The sequence below is a fragment of the Methylobacterium sp. genome, from assembly GCF_019750675.1.
Lineage (GTDB): Bacteria > Pseudomonadota > Alphaproteobacteria > Rhizobiales > Beijerinckiaceae > Methylobacterium.
The window spans coordinates 1-23,869 of the sequence record NZ_JAIEOF010000060.1 but is presented as its reverse complement, the minus strand read 5'-3'; the positions used below and the strand labels follow the sequence as shown (position 1 = coordinate 23,869).

At 70.1% G+C, this 23,869-nt stretch carries 25 protein-coding genes; 11 read left to right on the top strand and 14 right to left on the bottom strand.

Annotation, left to right across the window (positions count from 1 at the left end):
• Positions 1 to 1,952 (bottom strand): GumC family protein (locus tag K2X24_RS03065; protein ID WP_292494524.1); only part of this gene is annotated, 1,952 nt, incomplete at its 3' end.
• A gap of 188 nt (positions 1,953 to 2,140) precedes the next feature.
• Between K2X24_RS03065 and K2X24_RS03060 the strand changes: the two genes are divergently transcribed.
• The 3 genes from K2X24_RS03060 (at position 2,141) to K2X24_RS03050 (ending at position 5,851) form a co-directional block, all read left to right on the top strand.
• Positions 2,141 to 2,713, top strand: coding sequence for a polysaccharide biosynthesis/export family protein (locus K2X24_RS03060; RefSeq protein WP_243910575.1), 573 nt, complete (start codon positions 2,141 to 2,143; stop codon positions 2,711 to 2,713).
• Between the two features lie 324 nt (positions 2,714 to 3,037).
• Positions 3,038 to 4,246: a glycosyltransferase family 4 protein gene (locus tag K2X24_RS03055; RefSeq protein ID WP_292494522.1), complete on the top strand. Its 1,209-nt coding sequence runs from the start codon at positions 3,038 to 3,040 to the stop codon at positions 4,244 to 4,246.
• Positions 4,247 to 4,297: 51 nt separating this feature from the next.
• Positions 4,298 to 5,851, top strand: a complete 1,554-nt coding sequence (locus K2X24_RS03050) for an undecaprenyl-phosphate glucose phosphotransferase (RefSeq protein WP_292494520.1) — start codon at positions 4,298 to 4,300, stop codon at positions 5,849 to 5,851.
• A gap of 163 nt (positions 5,852 to 6,014) precedes the next feature.
• Here the strand turns inward: K2X24_RS03050 and K2X24_RS03045 are convergent, their stop codons facing one another.
• The 10 genes from K2X24_RS03045 to K2X24_RS03000 form a co-directional block, all read right to left on the bottom strand.
• Positions 6,015 to 6,374: a hypothetical protein gene (locus K2X24_RS03045; RefSeq protein WP_292494518.1), complete on the bottom strand. Its 360-nt coding sequence runs from the start codon at positions 6,372 to 6,374 to the stop codon at positions 6,015 to 6,017.
• A gap of 43 nt (positions 6,375 to 6,417) precedes the next feature.
• Positions 6,418 to 6,804 carry an EF-hand domain-containing protein gene (locus K2X24_RS03040; RefSeq protein ID WP_292494516.1) on the bottom strand — a complete coding sequence of 129 codons (387 nt, stop codon included), beginning with the start codon at positions 6,802 to 6,804 and terminating at the stop codon, positions 6,418 to 6,420.
• Positions 6,805 to 7,109: 305 nt separating this feature from the next.
• On the bottom strand, positions 7,110 to 9,659 hold the full coding sequence (locus K2X24_RS03035) for a TonB-dependent receptor (protein WP_292494533.1): 2,550 nt from the start codon (positions 9,657 to 9,659) through the stop codon (positions 7,110 to 7,112).
• Between the two features lie 244 nt (positions 9,660 to 9,903).
• The gene (locus tag K2X24_RS03030) at positions 9,904 to 10,539 is read right to left on the bottom strand and encodes a hypothetical protein (RefSeq protein WP_292494514.1); all 636 of its coding nucleotides are present in this window, start codon (positions 10,537 to 10,539) and stop codon (positions 9,904 to 9,906) included.
• A complete protein-coding gene (locus tag K2X24_RS03025; protein WP_292494531.1) occupies positions 10,539 to 11,432 on the bottom strand; it encodes an ABC transporter permease in 894 nt (297 codons plus the stop codon). The genes K2X24_RS03030 and K2X24_RS03025 overlap by 1 nt, the downstream gene beginning before the upstream one ends.
• Positions 11,433 to 11,455: 23 nt before the next feature.
• Positions 11,456 to 12,223: an ABC transporter ATP-binding protein gene (locus tag K2X24_RS03020; RefSeq protein ID WP_292494512.1), complete on the bottom strand. Its 768-nt coding sequence runs from the start codon at positions 12,221 to 12,223 to the stop codon at positions 11,456 to 11,458.
• A complete protein-coding gene (locus K2X24_RS03015; RefSeq protein WP_292494509.1) occupies positions 12,220 to 12,471 on the bottom strand; it encodes a hypothetical protein in 252 nt (83 codons plus the stop codon). The genes K2X24_RS03020 and K2X24_RS03015 overlap by 4 nt, the downstream gene beginning before the upstream one ends.
• Before the next feature lie 27 nt (positions 12,472 to 12,498).
• Positions 12,499 to 12,948 carry a hypothetical protein gene (locus K2X24_RS03010; RefSeq protein ID WP_292494507.1) on the bottom strand — a complete coding sequence of 150 codons (450 nt, stop codon included), beginning with the start codon at positions 12,946 to 12,948 and terminating at the stop codon, positions 12,499 to 12,501.
• 172 nt (positions 12,949 to 13,120) lie between these two features.
• Positions 13,121 to 14,053 (bottom strand): YVTN family beta-propeller repeat protein, encoded by a 933-nt coding sequence (locus K2X24_RS03005; protein WP_292494530.1) that lies wholly within the window; start codon positions 14,051 to 14,053, stop codon positions 13,121 to 13,123.
• Between the two features lie 265 nt (positions 14,054 to 14,318).
• Positions 14,319 to 15,548, bottom strand: coding sequence for an ABC transporter substrate-binding protein (locus K2X24_RS03000; protein WP_292494505.1), 1,230 nt, complete (start codon positions 15,546 to 15,548; stop codon positions 14,319 to 14,321).
• Between the two features lie 235 nt (positions 15,549 to 15,783).
• Here K2X24_RS03000 and K2X24_RS02995 point away from each other — a divergent pair, with 235 nt between their 5' ends.
• From K2X24_RS02995 to K2X24_RS02965, 7 genes are all read left to right on the top strand, one after another.
• Entirely contained in the window at positions 15,784 to 16,308 is a 525-nt protein-coding gene (locus K2X24_RS02995) for a DUF3280 domain-containing protein (protein ID WP_292494503.1), read from the top strand.
• A 186-nt stretch (positions 16,309 to 16,494) separates the two neighbouring features.
• Positions 16,495 to 17,238, top strand: coding sequence for a (5-formylfuran-3-yl)methyl phosphate synthase (locus K2X24_RS02990; protein WP_292494501.1), 744 nt, complete (start codon positions 16,495 to 16,497; stop codon positions 17,236 to 17,238).
• Positions 17,238 to 17,846: a uridylate kinase gene (locus tag K2X24_RS02985; RefSeq protein WP_292494499.1), complete on the top strand. Its 609-nt coding sequence runs from the start codon at positions 17,238 to 17,240 to the stop codon at positions 17,844 to 17,846. Before K2X24_RS02990 ends, K2X24_RS02985 begins: the two co-directional genes overlap by 1 nt.
• On the top strand, positions 17,843 to 19,450 hold the full coding sequence (locus K2X24_RS02980) for a DUF6513 domain-containing protein (protein ID WP_292494497.1): 1,608 nt from the start codon (positions 17,843 to 17,845) through the stop codon (positions 19,448 to 19,450). Before K2X24_RS02985 ends, K2X24_RS02980 begins: the two co-directional genes overlap by 4 nt.
• A 4-nt stretch (positions 19,451 to 19,454) precedes the next feature.
• Positions 19,455 to 20,051, top strand: a complete 597-nt coding sequence (locus K2X24_RS02975) for a DUF447 domain-containing protein (RefSeq protein WP_292494495.1) — start codon at positions 19,455 to 19,457, stop codon at positions 20,049 to 20,051.
• Positions 20,052 to 20,081: 30 nt separating this feature from the next.
• A complete protein-coding gene (locus K2X24_RS02970; protein WP_238277795.1) occupies positions 20,082 to 20,618 on the top strand; it encodes an SRPBCC family protein in 537 nt (178 codons plus the stop codon).
• A 53-nt stretch (positions 20,619 to 20,671) separates the two neighbouring features.
• Positions 20,672 to 21,589, top strand: a complete 918-nt coding sequence (locus tag K2X24_RS02965) for a YncE family protein (RefSeq protein ID WP_292494528.1) — start codon at positions 20,672 to 20,674, stop codon at positions 21,587 to 21,589.
• A gap of 8 nt (positions 21,590 to 21,597) precedes the next feature.
• Here the strand turns inward: K2X24_RS02965 and K2X24_RS02960 are convergent, their stop codons facing one another.
• From K2X24_RS02960 to K2X24_RS02950, 3 genes are all read right to left on the bottom strand, one after another.
• Positions 21,598 to 22,131, bottom strand: a complete 534-nt coding sequence (locus tag K2X24_RS02960; protein WP_292494491.1) for a hypothetical protein — start codon at positions 22,129 to 22,131, stop codon at positions 21,598 to 21,600.
• Between the two features lie 68 nt (positions 22,132 to 22,199).
• Positions 22,200 to 22,400 carry a hypothetical protein gene (locus K2X24_RS02955; RefSeq protein ID WP_292494489.1) on the bottom strand — a complete coding sequence of 67 codons (201 nt, stop codon included), beginning with the start codon at positions 22,398 to 22,400 and terminating at the stop codon, positions 22,200 to 22,202.
• 23 nt (positions 22,401 to 22,423) lie between these two features.
• Positions 22,424 to 23,449, bottom strand: coding sequence for a hydantoinase/oxoprolinase family protein (locus tag K2X24_RS02950; protein ID WP_292494487.1), 1,026 nt, complete (start codon positions 23,447 to 23,449; stop codon positions 22,424 to 22,426).
• A 104-nt stretch (positions 23,450 to 23,553) separates the two neighbouring features.
• Between K2X24_RS02950 and K2X24_RS02945 the strand changes: the two genes are divergently transcribed.
• Positions 23,554 to 23,869, top strand: a 316-nt coding sequence (locus tag K2X24_RS02945) for a HisA/HisF-related TIM barrel protein (protein ID WP_292494526.1), incomplete at its 3' end; no start/stop codon positions are given.

Below are 23,869 nucleotides of genomic sequence, written 5' to 3'. Positions count from 1 at the left end.
TGCAGGCGCGAGCCCGGGATCGACTGGATCACGTCGAGGAAGGCGGCCTCCCCCGCCACGAGGTCCGTGAGGCCGTACGCATCTTCCGCGCAGGCCGGGCCGTTGAGGTCCAGCACCACGGCGCTGTCGCGGGCCGCGAGGGTGCCGCCGAGGCTCACCGCGAGGCCGGCGCCCTCACCGCGCGGCGCGAGGGTCTCGATGACGAGCACCGTGCGTCCCGCGCCCATGGCGGGGGCCCGACCGGAGCGCAGGCGCCCGATGAGCTGCTCGAGGTCGTAGGGGTCGGCCGGCTGGCCGCCGCGCGCCGGGCTTCGGCGGGCGTTCGCCACGGATTCGACGGCGGGCTTCGGCGGGACCGCGGCGTCGAACGGCGCCGGTTTCGCGGCCGGGCGCGGATCCTCGGCGGCCGGCGCCTCGGCATGGCGTGCCAGGGCCAGGGAGGCCTCCGGGAAGGCGAAGGGGCCGGACACGGTCGGCTGCCCCTCGGAGAGCGCATCCGGCTCCTCTCGCGTGCGCCGGCGCCGGCCCGAACCGTCGGGGTCCCGCAGGAGGTGGTGGCCGATGACGCCGCCGATCGAGAACAGCAGCCCCAGCACCGCCGCCAGGACGACGATGGGCAGCTTCTTCGGGAAGGAGGGCGTCTCCGGCGTGATGGCGCGCGAGACCACCCGTGCATCGGCCGGGGTCGCGCTCTCGGCGTCGCGGGCCGAGGCCTCTCGGTAGCGCGAGAGGTAGGATTCGAGCTGCTCGCGCTGGGCCTTGGCCTCGCGCTCCAGGGCGCGCAGCTGGACCTCGCTGACATTGCCCTTGGAGACCACGTCGCGCTGGGCGTCGACCGCCGCGCTCAGGCTCTCGACCCGGGCCTCGGCGATGCGGGCGTCGTTCTCCAGGGTGCGGACCACCCGCTCGGCGGTCGCCTTGATCTGGGCGTCGAGGTCCGAGATCTGCGCGGTCAGTTCCTTGATGCGCGGATGGGCCGGCAGCAGGGTGCGGGATTCCAGCGCGAGCTGGTTGCGCAGGGTGATGCGCTGCTCGACCGTGCGGCGGATGATCTCGTTGTTGGCCACATCCGGGATCTCGAAGGCGCGGCCGTCCTTGATCATCTCCTTGATCAGCTTGGCCCGGCCGGCGAGATCCGCCTTGGCGGTGCGGGCCTGCGAGAGCTGGGTCGACAACTCGCCGAGCTGCTGGGCGCCCAGCGGCTGCCCGGCGGCGCCCCCGGTGGCGATCAGCCCGTTCCGGGCCCGGTAGGCCTCGACCTTGGCCTCGGCCTCGCCCACGCGGGTGCGCAGGGTCTCGATGTTGCCGCCGAGCCATGTGGAAGCGTAGCGCGCGGTATCGGTGCGGGCCGCGTCGAGGGAGGCGATGTAGAGTTCGGCGATGGTGTTGGCCGCCTGCGCCGCGAGGTGCGGATCCTTCGAGCGGAACTCCACGGTGAGGATGCGCGACTTGCCCGCCGGGAACACCGTCAGGCGGTCGAAGTAGGTCTCCAGCATCCGCTCCTCTGGCGGGCGCTCCATCGGGTTCTTGGCGAGCCCGATCATCATCAGGGCGCGCTGGAACGGGCCGAGTCCGGCGACGCTGGGGTCGAACTCGGCGTTGCCGGCGAGCGACAGGCGGCGGATCGCCTCCCGCGCGAGGTCGCGGGACATCACCACCTGAACCTGGCTCGCCACCGCCTGCTCGTCGATGGGCTGGACCTGCTCGCCGCGCTCCTGGGCGCTGCGGGTGAACGAGGTGTCGCGGCTCTCCAGCAGGATCTTCGCCTCGCCCGTGTAGCGCGGCGACACGACCTGAACGAAGGCGATGGCGCCGATGGTGACGAGGGCGGTCGGGATCGCGATCCAGCGCCAGGAGCGCCGCAGCACGCCGGCGAGCTGCGACAGCCCGAGCCCCTCGCCCGTGGCGGAAGGGGCGTCGGCGATGGGCTGGAACGGCGAAGAGCGGGGCATGGCTCGATCTTTACGCGAAGGCAAGGGCGGCGACCGCGAGGCGGCCGGATCGTGCACGACTAGAGCGCGTTAAGATTGACCGGACGTTAAGACGAGGCCGCGCGAGATCATGGCCCATGGGCCGTTAGTGTTCGTTAACCATATCGTCCTAGGAGGCTGTGGATACAGTCCTCACGGCGGCAGTGGTGATGAACCGGCGATCACTCCTCTTAGCACTCTCGTCGAGCCTGGCGCTCGGCGGCTGCCTGCGGCCCGACTTCCGGACCGACCAGCTCGACGCCACCGGCACCGGCTCGATCGGCGCCCGCTACACCCTCTCGGCCGGCGACCGCCTCCGGGTCATCGTCTTCGGCCAGGACAACCTCTCGAACATTTACGCCGTGGACGGCGCCGGCAACATCGCCATGCCCCTCATCGGACTCGTGAAGGTCGGCGGCCAGCCCACCAGCCAGGCCGCGCGGACCATCGAGGCCAAGCTCTCCGCCGGCTTCGTGCGCGAGCCCCACGTCACCGTCGAGGTCGATGCCTACCGGCCGTTCTACATCCTGGGCGAGGTCACGACCTCGGGCCAGTACCCTTATGTCAACGGCATGGCCGTCGAGACCGCGGTGGCGATCGCGGCCGGGTTCGGTCCCCGCGCGGCCCGCGACTACGCGGTGCTGACCCGCGAGGGCAAGGACGGCCTCGTCTCCGGCATCGTGCCGATGACCTATCCGGTGCGCCCGGGCGACACCATCGTGATCAAGGAACGGTTCTTCTAGGCCGCGCCTTCACGGACTCGTCGACATCATTTGCGTGACCGGCGCGGTCATCGGTGAACGACTTGGCGAACGACTTGGCATCGGTACCAGGCCGGCTCGCGTCGTCTGCGTCCGGCCTGCGATCCGCCCGCAATCATTAGGGATCGCCTAACCGAAACATGAACTATCGCGGCGTTCGCGGCCTCCCGCCGGAGGCCGGCGCACCCCGCTTAACGGTCCACCCACCTCTCCGGGCCAGTGTCCGGCAACGGCCGAGCGTTCCGACCGCCCGTCCAGCGTTGCGTGGAGAAGCCCGTCGTGCCTGCGTCCGCCCTCGAACCCGCCGTGTCCGGTTCCATCCTCCAGGCCGCGGGCGCCGCCTCCGGCGGCCTGCCGCGCCAGCGCATTCTGCACGTTTTCCGCGCGCCCGTGGGGGGGCTCTTCCGCCACGTCGTCGATCTCGCCCGCCTTCAGGCGGCGGCGGGCCACGCGGTGGGTCTGGTCTGCGATGCCAGCACCGGGGGCGAGCGCGCCGCGCAGGCGCTGGCCGACCTGGCGCCCTGCCTCGCCCTCGGCGTCACCCGGCTGCCGATGCGGCGCAACCCGCATCCCTCCGATCTCATGGCCCTGCGCGCCATCGCCCGCCGCGCCGCGGAGGTCGGGGCCGACGTGCTCCACGGCCACGGCGCCAAGGGCGGCGTCTATGCCCGCCTCGCCCCGGTGCGCGGGTGCGCGCCGATCCGGGCCTATACGCCCCATGGCGGCAGCTACAACTACAAGCCCGGCACCCTGCGCCACCGCGTCTACATGGGCATCGAGCGCGGCCTCGCCCTGCGCACGGACGTGTTCCTGTTCGAGAGCGAGTACGTCGCCGGCCGCCACCGCGCCTATGCGGGCGATCCCCGCCGGATCACCCGCATCGTCCATAACGGGATCGGCGAGGCGGAATTCGACCCCGTCGTTCCGGCAGAAGACCGCTACGACCTGCTCTATATCGGGGAGCTGCGCGATGCGAAGGGGGTGCCCTTCCTCCTCGACGCCCTCCTGCGCCTGCGGGCCGAGGGGCGCGCCCTGCGGCTGCTCATGGTCGGGTCGGGCCCCGACGCCAACGTGCTTGCCGAGCGCGTGGTGGCGATGGGGCTCGGCGACGCGGTGGCCTTCGAGCCGCCCCAGTCGATCCGGGCGGTGCTCGCCCGCGGGCGGGTGATGGTGGTGCCCTCGCTGGCCGAATCCCTGCCCTACGTGGTGCTGGAGGCCGCCGCCGCCCGCCATCCCCTGGTGGCCACCAATGTCGGCGGCATCCCCGAGATCTTCGGGCCCGCCGCCGGGCAACTGGTGCCGCCCCGCGACGGGAAGGCCTTGGCGGCGGCCATCGCACGGGTCCTCGACGAGGAGCCGGAAGCCTGCCGCCTGCGCTTCGAGGGGCTCGCCGCCTCGGTCAAGGCGCGCTTCTCGATGAACCGGATGGGGTCCGACGTGCTGTCCGGCTACGCCTCGGCCCTGCGGGCCAGGGCCGGGGCCGCCCGCCCGGCGATCGCCCCCACGGCCCCGTGATCCGTTTCGTAACCTCAACCTCGCGCGCCCAGAAGAATTCGGAAGCCTGCCATGAGCGCCTTCGATGTCCGTGATCTCCTGGAGGCGGCCGGCCGCTCCGGCGGCCACCGTCCCGGTTCCAACCATCCCGGCGGCCAGGGGGCCGCCGCCCTGCCGGGGATGCCTCCCGCCGAGGCCCTGGCGCCCCCGAGCCCGCCGGCCTTCCTGTCGCCGGTGGTGCTGGCGGGCTGCGTCCGCGTCGTCGAGTTCGGCCTGATCGCGGCCATCGGCGTCGGCGTCCACGCGGTGCAGCTCACCGGGATCGTGCCCTTGTCGCCCCGCTACCTCACGGCCACCCTCGGCATCGCGGCGCTGGCGGTGCTGCTGCTCCAGGCCGCCGGGGCCTACCGGATGACCGCCTTCCGCGCGCTCACCAACGGGGCCCTCCGGCTGCTCGGCGCCTGGTGCCTGGCCTTCCTGCTGGTGGCCGCCGTCATGGTCTTCGCCAAGGTCGCGGATCACTACTCGCGCGTCTGGCTGGCGACCTTCTTCGCCGGGGGCCTCGCCGCCCTCGTGGTCGAGCGCTTCGCCCTCGTCGCCCTGGTGGGCGCCCAGATGCAGCGCGGCCATTTCGACCGGCGGACGGCCATCGTCGGCGGCGGCGCGGTGGCGGAGGACCTCATACGGGCCCTCGACGCGCAGGCGGAATCCGGCGTCCGCATCGTCGGGGTGTTCGACGATCGCGGCGACATGCGCTCCGACACGGTGGTGGCCGGCTACCCGAAGCTCGGCAGCGTGAACGACCTCGTGGCCTATGCGCGGACCACGCGGCTCGACCTCATCATCTTCACGATCCCGATCACCGCCGAGGACCGCATCCTGCAGATGCTGGCCAAGCTCTGGGTGCTGCCGATCGACATCCGCCTCTCGGCCCAGGCCTCGAAGCTGCGGCTGCGCCCCCGCGCCTATTCCTACCTCGGAAGCGTGCCCGTCCTCGACGTGTTCGACAAGCCGATGGCCGACTGGGACATCGTCGCCAAGAGCCTGTTCGACCGCGTGGTCGGCTTGGCGATGCTCGCCGCCCTCGCCCCCGTCATGCTCGGGGTGGCGCTCGCCGTGCGCCTCACCTCCCCCGGCCCGGTCCTGTTCCGGCAGAAGCGCTACGGCTTCAACAACGAGCTGATCGAGGTCTACAAGTTCCGCTCGATGTACGTGAACCAGAGCGACGCGGGCGCCGCCAAGCTGGTGACGCGCGACGATCCCCGCGTGACGCCGGTGGGCCGCTTCATCCGCCGCACCTCCCTCGACGAGCTGCCGCAGCTCTTCAACGTCATCAAGGGCGAGCTCTCCCTCGTCGGCCCCCGCCCCCACGCCCTCCAGGCCAAGGCCGCCAACACCCTCTACGACCAAGTGGTCGACGGCTACTTCGCCCGGCACAAGGTCAAGCCCGGCATCACCGGCTGGGCCCAGGTCAACGGTTGGCGCGGGGAGACCGACACCAGCGACAAGATCCAGAAGCGCGTCGAGCACGACCTGCACTACATCGAGAACTGGTCGATCCTGTTCGACATCAAGATCATGCTCGCGACCCCGGTCTCGCTGTTCCGCACCAAGAACGCCTATTGAGGCCGCGCTGGCGGGGCGCAGGCCCCACCAGCGCGGCTCGACGCGATCGTTCCCGACGAAGAGGGCCGCGCTCCGTGAGGAGCGCGGCCCTGATGGTTCATCGCGCGACGATGGCGTGACGCCTCCCGCGCGGGGCGGGTGCCCGCTCCGGCGCGAGCGCGCCCTACGGCAGGGCGCCGGCCTTCTTCTTGGCCTCGGTCATCGTGTCCTCGCAGCCCTTCATGTCGCCGGCTTTGTCCTGGGCGCGGGCCTTCTTGATCAGGTCGCGGGCTTCCGCGACGCCGCCGGCGCTCGCCGTGGTCGAGGGATCGGTCGGCTTGCCCTTCGGCGCGTGGTCGAGGGCTTTCTCGGAGTGCGAGGAGGTCGGGCCGCCGGGCGGCTCCTTGCCCGTCACCTGCTCGGCGCCGGCACTGTCGAGGCGGCGCTCGATGGTGGCGATCTGCTCGGAGCAGGATGAGGCGAGGGCCGGCCCGGCGGCGCCGAGAAGGGCGAGGGCGGCCGGCAGGACGAGGGTGATCCGCATGGATGGAACGCTCCGTTCGGGGGGCCGCCCCCGATGGACGGCCTTACTTCAGCAGGGTCGCCAGGGAAGCGCCGGCCGGCGACGAGAGTTCCTTCGCGTCGATGGTCCCCTCGGCATCCGGGTCTGCGGCCTTAAAGCGCGCCGCCACCACGGCGAGGTATTCCTTCTTGTCGAGGGTGCCGTCGCTGTCCGGGTCGGCGGCCTTGAGCTCGGCGGCGGTGAGGAGGCCGTTCAGCTCCCGGGCGTCGAGGGTGCCGTCCTTGTCCGGGTCCAGCATGTCGAACTTCTTCGCGGCGGCCGCCTGCGCCTCGGCCAGATCGATGGTGCCGTCCTTGTCGGGATCGAAGGCCGAGACGTCGGCCGCGAGGGCGGGGGCGGCGAAGCCCAGCAGGGCGGCGAGGGTCGCGACGGCGGACAAGCGAGACAACATACTGAAGCACTCCGAAGATCAGCGAGAAGAACCCTGAGGTTATTCTGGATAGAGCCGTGACATAGGCGAGCCTGCCCGAGTCACGACGAGTCGAGTCGACGATCCGACTTGCGCCTCACTAGAAGAACCGGGAGAATCCGGCAACCCCCATCGGGATTGTTCGGGATCTGTGCCGGGCAATAGCCGCAAGATAACGGTCTCGTGAGACTTGGGTGCGCCTCCACCTGGCATATGCCCGACCAGCCAACGAAGAACGGCGCGGATCCGGGGATCCGCGCCGCTCGGGTCTGTCCGGGTGACCGCGTTCAGTACTTGCGGATGATCGGCTCGGGCATCGGCACCGGGTCCGCCCCGAAGGAGTAGCGCAGGCCGCCGTAGATCGAGAGCGGTTGGGCCAGCGTCGTGGTGCGCACGTCGCTCACGGGGTAGCGGTTGGCCACGAGGCCCGGCTCGAAGAACGTGCCGAAGGTCGTGTAGCGGTTGTTGGTCAGGTTGGTGACGAGGCCGAAGACCTGGAGCTTGGGCGTGATCTGGTAGCTCGTGTTGAGGCCGAGCACGTAATAGGCCGGCAGCTTGCGGTTCAGGTTCGACTCGTCGCCCCGGTAGTAGGACGAGGAGAAGGCCTGCAGGTTCATGCCGACCCGCCAGCCCGGCAGGACCATGTACTCGAAGCCGACCTTGAACTGGTGGTCGGGGATCAGCGGGACCTTCTTGCCGGGCGTCACCAGGATCTCGCCGGGATTGCCGTCGGCGTCGGGCACCGAGAAGGGGTTGTTCGGGGAGGACAGGGTGCCGGTGAAGCGGAAGGTCGCGTCGATCAGGGCGTAGTTGGCGTAGACCGAGAGGTCGCCGCGAGTGAACTCGCCGCCGACCTCGATGCCCTGGCGCCGTGTCGCCGGCACGTTGACGAAGTAGCCGCGGGCCGCGTTGCCGGGGGTCGCGAGCTGCAGGATGTCGTTGGCCAGATCGTTGCGGAAGGCCGCGACCTTGTAGCTGAGGAGGCCGCCGTCATAGAAATTCGGGAGCGCGCCGCGGATGCCGACTTCGTAGTTCTGGGCGGTCACCTGCTTCAGCGGCGGGTCGGCGACCAGGGAGTTCGGCAGCAGGCAGGGGCGCTCGGGGTTGGCGCAGGCCAGTTCGAGCGGCGTCGGGGCGCGGTTCGACTCCGAGTAGCTGCCGTAGAGCGAGAGGCCCGGGGTGAACCGGTAGGTCAGGCCCGCCAGCGGGTTGATCTTGGTGAAGTAGTGCGTCCCGGTCACGTCCGGCGAGAAGCCGGTCTGGTCCTGCGTCGAGACGCGGGCGAAGTTCAGCCGGGCGCCCGCCGTCAGCGAGAGCTGGTCGGTCAGGTCGATCGTGTCGGTGGTGTAGAGGCCCATGTAGAGGTTCGAGCCGAGCACCGCGCTCGGCGCGATGCCGAGCGCGCCGTCCGTGCGCAGTTGCGAGGTGCCGAGGCCCGGGATGAAGCCGTAGTTCGGGTTGTTCGGATCGATGGTGACCGAGAGGTCCGGGTTGATCACCCCGAGGGTGCTCGATGACTTGTAGCTGTAATTCGCCACGTCGATGCTGCCGCCGACGACGAAGCTGTTGTTGAACCCGAACACACGGTCTCGGTTGGCCGCCTGCAGCGAGCCGCCGTAGCCGGTCGCCTCGGTCTTCGTCGTGTCGAGGGTGCCGTAGGGCACGCCGGCGGTGCGGGGGATCAACTGGCCGTTGGCGCCGCGCAGGCGCAACTGGTCGAAGTTGACGTTGGGGAAGCCGTCGTCGTCGAAGCGCAGCACGTCGGGTGTCGAGCATTGCCGGCCGCAGCGCTCGAACTCGGCGTCGTTGCCGTCGATGTACTGCTGGCTGAAGCGGCGGAAATAGGCGTTTCCGGCGAGATCCCAGGTCGGCGAGATGTCGACCCGCCCCGTCACCTGCAGGGTGCCGAGCTGGGTGGTGGTGGTCTGCGGGTAGGTGAAGATCGCCCGCGGGTCGAGGTGGGTGAAGTCGACCGGCGTCGCGGCGGCGGCGCCGAAGAAGGTCCGGGCGAAGTTGCCGATGACGTGGAACTCGGAATCGAGGGTGCGGTAGCCGAGGTCGGTGTAGACGCGCCCGATCGTGGTCGGCGACTGGTAGCGCCAGCCGCGGTCGTTGAGCCCGTCGCCGTTGAAGTAGAAGCTCCAGGGGCCGATGACCTTGCCGTATTCGAGGCCGCCCGCGATGCGTCCGTCCGACCCGCCGAGGAGGGTGACGTCGGTGCCCTGCCAGGTGAAGCCGTTCTTCATCTGGATGTTGATCGCGCCGCCGAGCGCGTTGAGGCCGAAGACCGGGTTGCTGGTGACCACGTCGATCCGCTGGATGGCGGAGGGCGGGATCAGGTCGAGGTTGACGGTGTCGCCGAAGGCCTCGTTGATGCGCACGCCGTTCTGGTAGACCGCCAGCCCCTGCGGCACGCCGGTGACCGGCGAGGCCTGGAAGCCGCGATAGTTGATGTCGACGCGGTTGTTGTTGCCCTGGGAGTCCGACAGGTTGAGCCCGGGCGTCTTGCGCGCCAGCGTGGCCACGGCGTTGAACGTGCCGCGATCGACGTCGAGGTCGGCGGCCGTCACCGTCTCGACGGTGCTGGGGATCTTGTAGAGGGGCTGGGCGCCGCCGCGCAGGCGCGGCTCGGACACCACCGGCAATTGCCCGGCGGGCGCCTGCGCGGCGGAGATGCCGGAGAGGGAATCGCCGACCGCGCCCACGGGCGTCGTCGCCACCACGCTGAGTTCGTCGAGCCGCACCGACGCCTGGCCGCCCGCGCCCTGTGCCCAGGCCGTGCCGGGCACCAGTGCCACCGATAGGAGCAGGCTGCCCCGCAGCGTCCGCTTCGTCATCCCCAGACCCTCGATCGAATTCGTGTCCATGCCCCTTGCCGAGGCTTCGAACACACTTTTGAGAGGATCGTGCGGGAAGGACAATCGGCCCGCTTCGCCGATTCAGCCGTTTTGCGGCCTCAAATCCCGCTTGGCCGCGCTGCGTGGCTCTCCGGACACATTTTTTCGTCTGTTTTCAAAGATTTAGGGAAGGTCCAGCAAGCCGCCCGGGATAAAGTGGCAATCCGTCGGGCGGCCTCCAGAATCAGAGGCGCGCCTGGATGCGCCGGGCGATTTCGCCGAGGCGCTGCTCCAGCAGGGTCGGGACCTCGCAGACATAGGTCAGGGACTGGCTGCGCTCCTGGAAGATGCGCCGGTCCCAGGTGAACTTGGTCTCCAGCTCCGAGGCGTCCTTGGGGATGTCGCGGGCATCCTGGGCGCTCGGCGCATCCTTGGTGGCGCTGATCTGGTCGGCCTCCTCGCGGATGCGCTCGGCCATGCGGCGCTGGCCCTGCGCGTAGCGGCCGATGCCGGCGACGACCTTGTTGCGCTCGCCGTTGATGACCTCGAACACGCCGGCGAAGACCCGGGTGAGGCGCTTCTCCTTCTCGGCGCCGGCCTTGGCGACGAAATCGTCGAGGAGCGGGTCGACCTCGGACAGGGCCGTGCGCCGCGAGGCGATCTTCTGGGCGAGCGCCGCGGCCTCGAAATCGTCGCCCCAGGGTCCGGCGGCCTCGAGGTCCGGCCCGGTCCAGACCGTGCCGGGGCTGAGCGTCGAGACCTTGCGCTGGACGCAGGGCCAGTCCGGATCGGATTTCGGCTGGGCCAGGACCGGGCCGGTGCCGAGGGTCAGGAGAGCGACGCCCGCGAGGGCCCGGAGTGTCAGCGTGCGAGAGGTCATCAGGAATTGTCTCCGGCCGGGCCGCCGCGCCGGGCCATGATGCCACGGCCGGGATCGTAGGCCACGACGGCGAGGGTGAAGAAGGCGAGCGTGGTGCCCACGACCACCGCGCAGGCGATCGGCTCGAACTGCCCGTAAAGGGCGAAGCGCACGAGCTGCACCGCGTGGGAGAAGGGGTTGGCCTGGCAGATCCAGTACAGGGTCTCGGAGGATTCGCGGATGCGCCAGAGCGGGTAGAGCGCCGAGGAGGCGAAGAACATCGGGAAGATCACGAAGTTCATCACGCTGGCGAAGTTCTCGAGCTGCTTGACCATGGAGGAGAGCAGCAGGCCGATGGCGCCGAGCATCAGCCCCGAGGCGATGAAGGCCGGCAGAGCCGCCACGTAGCCGATGGCCGGGATGTCGAGCTCCCAGAACCACGCGATGGCCAGGAACGCGTAGGCCTGCACCACCGAGACGGTGACGCCGGCGACGAGCTTGGCCAGCAGCAGCAGCCAGCGGGGATAGGGGCTCGTCAGCAGCACCTTCATGGAGCCGACCTCGCGGTCGTAGACCATCGAGAGCGAGGACTGCATGCCGTTGAAGAGCTGGATCATCACCGCGAGGCCCGGCACCACGTAGACCTCGTAGAGCACGTAGGTCTGGTAGGGCGGCTCGATCGAGACGCCGAGCGTGTTGCGGAAGCCCGCCGCGAAGATGAACAACCAGACGAGGGGCCGGACCAGGGCGGAGAAGAAGCGTTCCTTCTGATTGAAGAAGCGCAGCAATTCGCGCCGCACGATGCCGCCGAGGCAGATCAGGTAGCCGACCGCGTCGAGGCGCCCGAGATGGGGCGCCGGCGCCTCCGCCGGGGCGGCGACCGTGTGCTGGGTCGTGCTCGGGCTCAGGGGCATGGCGAGGGGCTCCGTGGGCGTGCTCATGCGGCCTGCCGTGCGGGTTCGGCGACGAGGCGGCGGAAGGCCGCCTCCAGGGTCTCGTCGCCCTGCGCGATGGAGCCGGCGGTGCCGCGGGCGACGATGCGGCCCCGGTGCAGCACCACCGCGTCGTCGGAGGCGTCGATCTCCTCGAAGATGTGGGTGGCCCAGAGCACCGACAATCCCTCCTCCCGCACCAGGGCACGGACGATGGCGACGATGTCGGCACGCGATTCGAGATCGAGGCCGACGGTGGGCTCGTCGAGGAGCAGGAGTCGGGGCTCGTGCACCAGGGAGCGGGCGATCTCGATGCGCCGGGACTGGCCGCCCGAGAGGGTGCGGACCTTGTCGTCGCGCCGGTCGGCGAGGCCGACGCGGTCGAGGAGCGCGGCGATCCGCGCCTTGGCGGCCTTGCGGGGAATGCCGTGCAGGCTGGCGTGGTAGAGGAGGTTCTGCGCGACGGTGAGGTCGGTGTCGAGGGTGCGGGCCTGGAACACCACGCCGAGGCGGGCGAGCGCCCGGCTCGGCTCCCGGTCGAGGGCGTGGCCGAGGATCGAGACCCGGCCGTCCTGGTTCGAATAGAGGCGGGTGATCACCGAGAACAGGGTCGTCTTGCCGGCCCCGTTCGGCCCGAGGAGCGCGGTGAAGCGCCCGCGCGCCACGCTCAAGGAGACGTCGCACAGGGCCGCCCGCGTGCCGAAGCGGTGACTGACCTGCGCGACCTCGAGGGCCGGGCTCGTGCGCTCTCCCGGATTCAAGGCTAAATTCATGGCTTCAACGCCCGCTTGGCGTCGCCGACCGCGTCCAGGCACTCGTCGAACTCGCCCTCCCCCATCTCGCGCTCGGCCACCCGCAGGGCCTTCTTCAACTTGGGCTGGGCCCCCTCCGGGGCCGGCTTGGCGAGTTCGGCCCGGATCATCGCGATGCCCTCCACGCAGGCGGCCTTGTCGTCCGCGCGGGCGGCGACGCTCCCGAGGGCGAGGAGGACGGAAAGGGCGAGAATCGTGGGAGCGCGCATCGACGGAAATCCTACTTCACGATGAACTTACTTCACGATGAACTTGCCGGTCATGCCCTTGGCTTCCAGGCCGCGGGCCGACCAGGGATACTCGCCGGGCTTGATCGCCACGAACTCGATGGCGATCTCGCCCGGGTCGTCGAATTCGAGATGGTCCGGCGGCCCGCTGCCGTGGATCTCCAGGTGCTGGATGACGATCTGGTTGAACCAGATGTTGCGGAAGAACTCGGTGGCGTAGAACTTGTACTCCTGCCGGCCCTTGGCGACGATGCGCAGGCGGTAGGCCTTGCCGGATTCGAGCTCGATCTCCCGGTTCTCGACGACGAAGTCGTTGCCCTCCTCGTTGCCGAGGACGAGGTCCGGCAGATTCTGGCGCTTCTTCGTCAGGTCGAGGGCCTGGGCCGGCGCCATCTTGGCCGAACCTGTGGCGAGGAGCGCCGCCAGGGCGAGGGCGGCGAGCCGCATCGTTCGCGTCATTCGTTGTCCTCCCGTTTGCCGCCTTGGGGCGGTCATCGCTTTGATTCTCGCGGGGCTCTCCTCCCCCTTGTGGGGAGGAGGTGGAGGTGGCTCCGTCAAGCTCCGAAGCCATGAGGGTCGCCCAACCACCCCCACCCCTGTCCCCTCCCCGCAAGGGGGAGGGGTAAGGCCGCTAGTTCGGCGAGACCGCGACCCCCCAGGGCAGCAGCCCGACGGGGATGCTCTTGACCACCTTCTCGGCCGCCACGTCCACGACCGAGATGTCGTTCGAGGAGCCGTTGGTGGAGAACAGCAGCTTCTGGTCCGGGGTGAAGGCGAGCTGCCAGACACGCTGGCCCACGGGCAGGTACTTCTCCACCGCGTGGGTCTTGGCGTCGATCACCGCGATGCGGTTGGCCGGTCCCAGCGCCACGAAGGCCTTGCTGCCGTCCTTGGTGATGCGGATGCCCACGGGCTGGATCGCCTCGTCGTTCACGCCCGGGATCTTGAAGGTGATCTTCTTGACGACCCGGCGAGCGGCGACGTCGATGACGCTGATGGTGCCGCCGACCTCGGCCGAGACCCAGAGGAACTTCCCGTCCGCCGTGAACTCGGCGAAGCGCGGGCGGGCGTCGACGAGGACGTTGTCGATCACCGCGAACGTCGTGGTGTCGATGAAGTGGGCCATATTGGTGGTCTCGGACGTGTTCACCAGGATCTTGCCGTCCGGCGACAGGCCCATGCCTTCGGGCTCGACGCCCACCGGCACTTCGGCCATGACCTTGTTCTTCTCGACGTCGATGACGGTGACCTGGCTGTCGTCCTCGTTGGCCACGTACAGCAGGTTGCCCTGGGGGCCGAGGATGAACTGCTCCGGATCGGGGCCCGAGCGGAGCGAGCGCACGACCTTGCCGGTGGCGGTATCGAGCACGTCGATGCGGTCGTCGTCGCTGGCGCAGACGAACAATTCCTTGCCGTCCTTGCTGGTGGTGACGCCGCGTGGGCGCCGGCCGACCTTCCAGGTGCCGGTCACGGCCATCGTCTCGGTGTCGATGACGCTGACCGAGTTGCCCTTCTCGTTGGTGACGTAGACCGTGTAGGCCTGGGCCGGACCGGCCAGTGACATGCCGGCCAATGACGTGCCTGCCAGCAGCGCCAGGCCCAGGATCGTTCCGGACGCGTTTGCCCTGAAGCCGCGGCTCATGGGGTTCCTCCTCGGGGCCATCGCTGTGTCGTGCGCGATTGATTGGGCGTTACTATAGTGCAGCCCCCTCCCACGGGGAGCACGAGACTGCAAGCGGGTGGGGACCGTGTTGCCGCAGGCGGCCCGGGCGATCCGGGCCTCGCGCGAACGTGACGGGATCGACGAACGGTCTCGGTCCGGGGTGGTCTCAGTCCGGGAATTTGCAGGTAGTCTCCGGCAGGTCGATGCCGAGGGTGTCCAGCGGCGTGCGCTGGTGCGTGAAGCCCTGCTCGGGTGCCACCGAGACCATGGCTTTCGGCTGCACCACGATGATGGGCTGGCGCAGCTGGTGGTCCCACGGCCGGTAGCTTAGGGAGACGCCCTTGTAGGCCGGCAGGCTGAAGGCCGGGTCCGCGAAGTAGGGGGCGAGTACCGCCGGGTCGGCGGTCTTCTTCTGGGTCGCCGCCTCGCCCACCGAGCGCACGGCCGCCCAGGCCTGGTAGTCGAGGGGCCGCATCAGCCGGCCCGACTGGCGCCGGAAGCGGTTCTGCGCCTGGGCCGCGCCCCAGGTCTCCAGCATCGGGTGCCAGGTGGTGGCGATCAGCCCCTGCGTGCCAGCCACGGGGCGCGGGTCGACGGTCCGGAACGGAACGTAGTCGCCCCAGTCGCCGGCCTCGTCGGCCACCACCGCGAGGTCGTAGTCGAGCCCCCGGGTGAAGACCATCGCCTCGGAGCGGGTGGGCGTGTCGCCCCGCGCCTTGGCCAGCGGTCCGAAGGTCCAGGGCTTCTCGGCGTTGATCTTAAGCGAGAACTTCTTGGCCGAGGTCTTGAAGGCGTCGGCGTAGAGCCGGTCGTTCTCCCGGGGGCCGACGATGAGGAACATCTTGCGCCAGCGCATCAGGGTGAAGAACTGCGCCAGGGCGTCGGTCTGCATCGCCCGGCTCGGCAGGACATGGAAGACGTTGGCCCGGCAATCGGCCCCGCGCAGGCGGTCGTCGGGGGCGGCGATGTTGAAGATCGTGACGCCCTGCCCCTTCAGCGCGTCCGCGATCGCGAGCAGTTCGGCCGCCGGCAGGGCCACCACGAGGTAGCGTATGCCCCGCCCCGCGAGGTCCCGCGCCGCCGAAACGCCGTCCTTGTCCCCCTCGAGGGCGATCTCGTCGAGGACGTAGGTCTGCTTGGTGAAGCGGCCGGTGTTGTTGTTGTCCTTGACCGCCATCCGGGCGCCGGCGACGCCCTCGTCCTCCGGCACCGCCTCGGCGTCGTAGGAGGAGGGCGCGGGCTCGGGCCGGTAGATCAGGCCGATATGCGTCTCGCTCGGGGGGATCGCCGACGCGGCCGCGGGGGATGCCGGCTCCTGCGCCGAGGCCGGGGCGAGGCCGCACAGCCCGAGGCTGAGGGCGAGCGGGGCGAGGAGGAGGCGTGCGGGGCTGGGCATGTGAGGGTGAGGCTAACAACATTGCGCCGCCGCGCTCAATCGCGGATTGCTAAGCGGTTCCTAAGGGCGCCCGGACGAAACCTCGGACGCATCCCCGCGACGGCGCGCCGGCATTTGCGCGCCGGACGGTTTACGGGCAGATCTCGGGGAACTGATGAAGCAGGCGGGATCGTGCGGGCGTCCGGCGCGTTACCGTGGTCCCTCCTGGTCCCGCCTCCAGCGGAGAACTTCGCCCATGGCCCCGTCTCCGGTCCGCTCAGCGCTCGGGCTCGTCGCCCTCCTCGCCGCCGGCACCCTCGCGGGCCCCGCCCGGGCAGCACCCGAGAAGGCCGCGATCTTCGGGGTCGAGCTCTTCGATCCCGGCGTGGTCGGCGGCCGCAAGGCCCGGCCGGACGAGGTCCGGCGCCTCGGCCTCGTCACCGACGAGTTGCGCAAGGCGCTCGCCGACAGCGTCGAGCCCGTGGACGTCGCCCCTCAGGCGGCCGAGATCGCCAGCCAAGCCCCCCTCTACAAGTGCGACGGCTGCGCGGCCGCCATCGCCAAGACCCTGGGGGCCGACCTCGCGGTCTCCGGCTACGTCGAGAAGGGCTCGAACCAGATCTTCAACCTCACCGTCACCATCGCGGAGGCCGCCACCGGCAAGGTCATCCGCGGCGGCCGGGTGGTGATCCGCGCCGACACTGACGACACCTGGGCGCACGCCATGCGCTGGGTGGTGAAGAACCGCCTCCTCACCGAGCCGCTGCCAAACCGGTCCTGACCGGCCGGCGTTTCTCCGGACGGGGGTTTCCCTTATCCCCGCCCATGCGCTAGGCCCGCGTTCAGGCCGACCGCCTCCGCCTCAGGCCGAATTTGCCCCGGCCGCGCCATCACGGGCGCGGCGCTTCCCGACCCGGGCGTCGTCGATGGTCTCCCCCGAGGCCCCGAGCAACCGAAACCCGCGCTGATGTCCGTGCCCCGCGTGTCCCCACCCGTCGATCTCCGGTCCTTCGCCGTCGATTCCACGGTCCCCCGGCTCCTTGTGAGCGTGCGGGACGCGGACGAGGCGGACCTTGCCGCCCGCGCGGGCGCCGACCTCGTCGATGCCAAGGATCCCGATCGCGGCGCGCTCGGCGCCCTCCCCGCCGGGACCGTCCGCGCCATCGTGGCGCTCGTGGCTGGCCGGACCCTGACGAGCGCCGTGGCGGGCGAGCCGGACCGAGCGTCCCTGGTTCCCGCCATCGCCGCCATGGCGGAGACCGGCGTCGACATCGTGAAGGTGGCGGTGCGCGGCGATTGGTCCGAGGACGACCTCGCCCGGGCCGCGGCCGCCGCCTCCGGCCGCCTGATCGCGGTGCTGTTCGCGGAGGACGGCGCGGCCGCCGGCCACGTGCCGCGCCTGCGCCGGGCCGGCTTCCTCGGCGCCATGATCGACACCGCCGGCAAGGATGGGCGCCGCCTCGTCGACCACCTGTCCCGGCCGGTGCTGGTGGCCTTCACCCGCGCCTGCCGCGACCACGGCCTGATCTCGGGTCTCGCCGGCTCCCTGGCGCTCGCCGACATCGCCGAACTCGCGCCCCTCGGCCCGCACTTTCTCGGCTTCCGCGGCGGCCTCTGCGCGGCCGGCGACCGTCGCCGGGGCCTCGATTTCGCCCGGGTCGCCGAGGCCGTGCGCCTGATCCGGGCCTCGGCCCGGCGGGACGCCGCGTGATGCACCATCCGGTCGCCGCAACCGTGGTGAAGCTCGGCGGCAGCCTCGTCGCCGATGCGCCCCGGCTGCGAGCCTGCCTCGCGCGCCTCGCCGGGGGCGCCGAGGGCCCCTGCGTCGTCGTTCCCGGCGGCGGGCCCCTCGCCGAGGCGGTGCGGTCGGTCCAGGCCGCCCTCGGCTTCTCCGACGCCCTCGCCCACCGCCTCGCCCTCGACGCCATGGGTCGCATGGCCGCGATTCTGTCGGACCTCGAGCCCCGGCTGGTCCCGGCCCGTGATCCGGGGGGCATCGCGGCGCTGCTCGCCGCCGGGCAGGTCCCGGTCTGGGACCCCGTCGCCCTGAGGGACGGCCACCCCGACATCCCCGAGACCTGGGACGTCACCTCCGACAGCCTCGCCCTCTGGCTCGCCGCCGCGATCGGCGCGCCGCGCTGCTGCCTCGTCAAGTCCGCCGACCGGCCGGCGGGGACGGACTGGGCGGATCTCGCCCGGAGCGGCCTCGTCGACGCCGCCTTCCCGGCCTTCGCGGCGCGCTATGCCGGCCGCATCGAGATCCTTGGTCCCGGCGCCGCTTATCCGCCCGGCCTCGATTCCGCGCGGGCCGCCGCATGAGCGCGCCCGAGCATCTGGTCTTCATCACGGGCCGCATGGCCAAGGCCCGCCTGGAGAAGGTCGCCGCCACCCTGCCGCCGGAGCGCTACGTCTGGAGCATCGCGGATGCCGGCGTGAAGGTCGCCGCCCTGATGACGGAGGAGATCATCCGGCGCCGGGTGACGGTTCCGCAAGGCGCGACCCGCATCGTCCTGCCCGGGCGCTGCCGCGCCAACCCGGAGGCCCTGGCCGCGCATTTCGGCCTGCCGGTGGAGCGCGGTCCCGACGAGATCGTCGACCTGCCGGCCTATCTCGGCCTCGCCGGCCGCACGGTGGACCTGTCGCGCCACGACCTGCGCATCTTCTCCGAGATCGTCGACGCCTCGAAGATGACGCCCGACCAGATCCTGGCCAAGGGCCTCGACCTCGCCCGGCGCGGCGCGGACGTGATCGACCTCGGCGGCCTGCCGGACACCGATTTCCCGCATCTCGAGGACTGCGTGCGCCTCCTGAAGGGCGCCGGGCTCAAGGTCAGCGTCGATTCCTTCTCCCTCGACGAACTGACCCGCGGCGCCCGGGCGGGGGCCGACTACCTGCTCAGCCTCAACGAGCAGACCCTGGATCTCGCTTTCGAGACCGACGCCGTGCCGGTGCTGGTGCCGGTGCGCCCCGACGACCTGCCTTCCCTCGACCGCGCCATCGAACGGATGGAAAAAGCGGGTCGGCCCTACATGGCCGATCCGATCCTGGAGCCGATCCATTTCGGCTTCGTGGACTCGATCACCCGCTACCACGAGACGCGCAAGCGCTGGCCCGGCATCGAGATGATGATGGGCACCGGCAACCTCACCGAACTCACCGAGGCCGACAGCCTCGGCGTCACCGCCCTCCTGGTCGGCATGTGCTCGGAACTCGCCATCCGCAACGTGCTGATCGTCCAGGTCTCGAACCACACCCGCCGCACGGTGGAGGAGCACGACGCCGCCCGCCGGGTGATGTTCGCGGCCCGCGCCGATTCCGCCCTGCCCAAGGGCTACGGCCGCGCGCTGCTGGCGCTCCACGACAAGCGGCCCTATGTGCAGACCCCGGACGAGGTCGCGGCCCAGGCGGCCGAGGTGAAGGACCCCAACTACCGCATCGCCGTGGCCGAGGACGGCATCCACCTCTTCAACCGCGACCTTCACGCGGTCGGCACCGACGCGATGGCCTTCTTCTCCGACCTTCAGAGGACCGGCAACGTGGCGAGCGACGGTGCCCACGCCTTCTATCTCGGCGGCGAGTTGACCAAGGCCGAGACCGCCTGGCGCCTCGGCAAGCGCTACGTGCAGGACGAGCCCCTGGCCTGGGGGGCGGCGGCCGACGCCGAGGCGGAGGACACCACCGCCTTCAAGAAGGCCGGGCACACGAAGCATTCCGGCCCCGCCGCGGCCGAGATCGCGGCCCGCGACGCCACGCCCCCCGAGGCCGGCGCGGCCCCGCCCGAGACGACGGGGCCGGGCGAGACCCGGGCCGCCGACGCGATCTCGGAGACGCCCTCCGAGGGCGGCGGCCGCATCGTCTGCGGCAAGTTCGTCCCCGACGAACCCGCCCCGGCGGACCGGTCCGCCCCCGCAGGGAAGGCCTGATCCCGTGCCGCTGATTCTCGAGACCGTCGTCACCACCACCGCCCGCGACGGGGCGCTGCACCTCGTGCCGTTCGGGCTGATCCAGGACGGCCAGGACTGGATCCTGGCGCCGTTCCGGCCCTCCCCCACCATCCTCAACCTCGCCGACAACCCGGTCTTCGCCGCCTCCAGCCCCAGCGACGTGCGGGTGATCGCCGGCGCCGTGACGGGGCGGCGCGACTGGGCGACCCTGCCCTGCGAGCGGATCGCCGGCCGGCGCCTCGCCGAGAGCTTCGGCCATGCCGAGTTCGAAGTCGCGGCGATCGAGGACGATCCCGTCCGGCCCCGCTACCGGGGACGGATGGTGCATGCGGCGGCGCACATGCCTTTCATCGGCTACAACCGGGCGCAGGCGGCGGTGCTGGAGGCGGCGATCCTCTCCACCCGCCTGCACATGCTGGAGCCCGACAAGATCCTGACCGAGATGCGCTATCACGCCATCGCGATCGCCAAGACCGCCGGGCCCGCCGAGCGCGAGGCCTGGGACTGGATCGAGGACAAGGTCGCCGCGGCCCTCGGCCGCGACGACCGCATCCTCGAAGCTTCCCCCCCAGCACCGTAGAATGTGCATTCCCGAGGAGACGAAGACCCGATGAAGTTTCTTACCCTGACGACCGTGGCGGCCTTCGCCCTGGTCTCGTTCGGCGCTCAGGCGCATGGCCCGACCCGCAAGAAGGTCGAGGAGACCGTCGAGATCAACGCGGCCCCCGACAAGGTCTGGGCCGTGATCGGCAACTTCCAGGACATGAGCTGGCTGCCTCCGGTGGAGAAGACCGACGGCAAGGGCGGCAACGAGGTCAAGGCCACCCGCACGCTGACGCTCAAGGGCGGCGCCACGGTGGACGAGGAGCTGTACAAGTACTCCGCCGAGAAGATGAGCTACTCGTACCGGATCACCAAGGTCGACGTGAAGACCCTGCCGGTGAACGACTACTCCTCCACGATCAAGGTCGAGGATGCCGGCGGCGGCAAGTCCAAGGTCGCCTGGGACGGCGCTTTCTACCGCGGCTACATGAACAACGATCCGCCGCCCGAGCTGAACGACGAGGCCTCGCAGAAGGCCGTGCGCGGCCTCTACCGCACGGGCCTCGACGCCCTGAAGGCCAAGATCGAGAAGAGCGGTTCTTGATCGCTCGCCACCAGCGAACGGGGACGGGCCGGCGTTTCGCCGGCCCTCTCCTCCTGGGGCTGACGCTGCTCTGCGTCCCGGTGTCGGCCCGAGCCGACGAAGCCCTCGTCACCGCGCAGGGCGCCAACGCATTGGCGATCGTCGACCTCGAGGCCGGCACGGTGGCCGCGCAGGTGCCGATCGACGGCGCGCCCGCCGGCATCGCTCTCTCGCCCGACCGCCGGACCGCCTTCGTCACCCGCCCCGAGGGGCCGGGCCTCGCCGTGGTCGACCTCGCCACCCGCACGGTGACCGGCACCCTGGCGCTGCCCGGCGGGCCGCTGGGCATCGCGGTCAACCCGAAATCCGGCGCGGTCTACGTGGCCGACTGGTACGGCAGCCGCATCTTCGTGGTCTCGCCCGATGGCGCGCGCCTCGACACCGAGATCCAGGTCGGCGCCTCGCCCTCCGGCCTCGCCGTGACGCCCGACGGCGCCACCCTGCTGGTGGCCAACCGGGAAGGCGACTCGGTCTCGGTGGTGGACGTGGCGAGCGCGACCGAGACGCAGAAGATCCCGGTGGGCCGGCACCCGTTCGGCATCACCCTCGATGCCGAGGGCGCCCGCGCCTACACCGCCAACGTGACCTCGAACGACGTCTCGGTGATCGACGTGCCCGGACGGCACGAGCTCGGCCGGGTGACCACGGGGGAGCGGCCCTACGTGGTGGCGCTGGCCGGCCCGCGCGGCTTCGTCACCGACCAGTATTCGGGCACCGTCACGGTGTTCAATTTGAAGACCCTCACCAACGTCGCGGCCATCGAGGTCGGCGACCACCCGGAGGGCATCGCCGCCGCCCACGACGGCCGCAGCCTGATCGTGGCGAACTGGGGCTCGAACACCCTGAGCGTGATCGACGCGACCACGCTGAAGGTGACGGGCGAGATCAAGGTGCCGGACGGGCCTCGGGCCTTCGGGGATTTTTTGCGGTAGGGAAAGATCTAGGTAAAGTCGAAAAAATCAGCAAGCGAAAGGCCGTTGTCGATCCTTGCATCAATCATTCTAAATTGAATATTGTGTAATTTACAGGATTTCGAAATACGGTCTATTTCTGCGGGCGATCTAATTTTCCCGCTGTGTCCAGTGTGAATTAGAGCTATTTCTGACCTCTCGGGGCGGTATATTTTATTGAATCGTATGACCACTTCTTCCGAATTTAACATATTTCCATATGCGTTCGTCTGAAGAGCGCTCAGGAAATTCCATCGATATTTACCAGTTGCTTTATCTTCGATGGAATCTATTTTTTCAATAAAACGCTCGAATCCTTCGCCATACTCGTGCGGGGACGTCAGTCGTATATGGAGCCAACGATCATTTGATAGGCCCGTCCAAGTCGGAAGTCTTCCGTTGTCGCCTATTCTTGATTGACCATTGTTGTGAAATCGCTGATCTCGAAATGTGTCTCTGATCTGAGAGCTCTTGCCATCATTTTGGTCTCCCACGATAAATAGTGCGCGCTCGAGATAAATCATTTTGCATCCCAGATTGGTTTATCAAATCTCAGGATGCATGAATTACCTTTGCAATTAAAGATTGAAAATTACGCCGCCGTGGGCGGCTCCGGGGCGTCGGGCTCCTCGGGCGAGTTCAGGATGTCCTCCAGCTCGTCCACCAGCATGTCGATCTGGTCCTGCGTCGCCAGCACCCGTAGGGTCTGGCCGGACTCGGTGGCGATTGCCAGCTCGATGCCGCCGCCGGAGCGGGTGGCGAGGATGCGGGCGAGTTTCTGCTGCGAGCTCATGCGCGGGGCCTCTCTATAGGACTTCAGGATGGATCGGCGGCCAAGAGCGCCACCGCGACGGCGGGGCCGCAGGTGGAGGCCCAGTCGGCCCCGTCCTCGGCGATGTGGCCCGCGAGGAGGTCCGTGAGGGCGAGGGCCGGCCGTCCGAGGCGGGCGGCCAGGCGCTCGGCCAGGAAGCGGCCGGCGCCGCACACCACCACGGGCGCCCCGTCCGGCAGGGGCCGGCGCGAGAGCACCAGGGCCGCCGCATCGTGCAGCAGCCGGAGCTGGCGCTCCGCGAAATGCGCCGCCAGGGCGTGCCACTCGGCGGCGCTGCCCTCGTCGCGGTCGCGGCCGATGACGCGGGCGAGGCGGGTCTCGCTCTCCGGGATCGACTTGCCCTTGAGGTCGACGCTGTGCTGCTGGTCCGCGCCCTCCGGCAGATCGCCCAGGATGCGGTGGATGTCGGCCGCCGTGGCGAAGGTCTCGGCCATCAGCCCCGTGCGCCGGCCCCGGAACGGGGCGTGGTCGGCGAGCGCCACGAGGTGCGAGCGCACCACGCCCGTATAGACGAGCTCCCCCGTCTCCAGGCGCTCGGCGTCGCTGTAGCCGGCCGCCACCGGTGCGCCGGCGGCGATGGGGATGAGGTCGGCCGTGGTGGAGCCGATATCGACGAGGAGTCCGTCGGCGACGTGGCGCCCGATCAGGGCGGCGGTGGCGTGCCAGTTCGCCGAGGCGATGTCGGCGGCGTGCGCCGCAGCCGCTTCGGGCGCGAGGAGGCCGGAGCGGCCGCCATAGATCCGCACCCGGCCGGCGAGATTCGCCGTGGCCCAGGCGGAGATCTGCCGCACGCCGTCGGTGCGCCCGGCAAAGCAGTCGGTGAGTTCCCCCGTCATGGTGACGACGTGGTCCGCCGTCCCGCGCGCCCAGTCGGGCAGCTGCGCCAGGGTCTCGTCCAGGGCGGGAAGCCCGCGCCAGAGGCGGCACGGAGCCTGGACCACGGCGGCCACGCGGCCGTCGCGGACCAGGGCCGCCTTGACATGGACCCCGCCGAGATCCCAGCCGATCACCGGCGTGTCAGGGGATGCGGCAGGGTATCCGGAGTCAGGAGATCCAGATGCAGGAGATCCAGATGGCGCTGTCACGGGCGGGCCTGAACGTGGGAGGAAGCTGGATGGCGGACGAATTCGAGATCATTCCGGTGATCGACCTGCGCCACGGAGCCGTGGTGCGGGCGCGGGCCGGGGACCGCGCCTCCTATGCCCCGATCGTCACGCCCTTGGCAAAGGGATCGGCACCCGCGGACGTGGCCCGTGGGCTCCTGGGTGCCGTGCCGGCCCGGATCCTCTACGTGGCCGACCTCGACGCGATCATCGACGGCGCCGCGCCCGACCGGGCGAGCCTCGATGCCATCGCGGCGGCCTGCCCCGGCACCACACTCTGGGTCGATGCGGGATTCGCCGAGGCGACCGGGGTCGAGGCCTTCCTCG